This is a genomic window from Mycoplasma marinum (assembly GCF_004335975.1).
In the GTDB taxonomy this organism is placed as follows: domain Bacteria; phylum Bacillota_I; class Bacilli_A; order Mycoplasmatales; family Metamycoplasmataceae; genus Mycoplasma_K; species Mycoplasma_K marinum.
Genome location: NZ_PSZO01000099.1, coordinates 1 through 764, shown reverse-complemented (window position 1 = coordinate 764; position 764 = coordinate 1). Strand labels below are relative to the sequence as shown.

Sequence of the window (764 nt, the reverse complement as noted above, 5' to 3'; positions counted from 1 at the left end):
ATTTTAACTTGCTCGAGTTTATCGCCAGTTTGAGAGATTTCTTTTTTAAAATTTTGAATCTTGTCTCCAATAGAATTCATTTCATTCATTATTTTATCAATACCCATTGCTTCATTATATTTTCCAATTACTTGTCTTTCAAAATGTGATCTAATAGAGTCTTCAAAAAATAAATTGCTGGTAATGGTTTTGAAAACATGGTGAATCGCATGTAAAATTGTACTCTTTCCCGAAGAGTTTCTACCAATGATACCAACAGATGTTGGAACTGGCTTTGCATATTGTTCAAATAAACCATATTTAATATCATTTTCGATTCCGTTTGAATTAGGAGATAAATCAAGGGATACTTTTTCAAAAATCCCCTTAAAATTCTCTATTTCAATTTTTAATATTTTCATATTTTCTCCTTTCATATCAAAACTAGATGTAATTTTTTTACGTCTGCTTTATTATAAGTGAAAAGAGTGTAGAAAAAACATTTTTATAATTGCCTTCTAAATTAAGTAAATAAAAAATGTTATGCTGCCTTTGAGTGTTATTTAGTCAATTCCGTCTATTAGATATTAATCTTTTGTGATTTATTATTAACTTCTACAAAGATAAGTTAGAACATACCAAAGAAAGCACTAATAAAAATGTCCATGTTAAATCATTCAAAGACTAAATCAAAAAAAGAATACAATGTGCCCTTGAGTGCGTAAGGCAGGAAATCCATATTCTAAATTTGTATGCAAATATCATCAATGGCAATATTTATAAAT

1 protein-coding gene is annotated in these 764 nt (G+C 27.2%); it reads right to left on the bottom strand.

Annotated features, from left to right (window positions below; genetic code table 4):
* Nucleotides 1-401: AAA family ATPase (locus C4B24_RS04860; protein WP_168388382.1), on the bottom strand; the 401-nt coding region annotated here is incomplete at its 3' end.
* Between the last annotated feature and the right edge of the window lie 363 nt (nucleotides 402-764).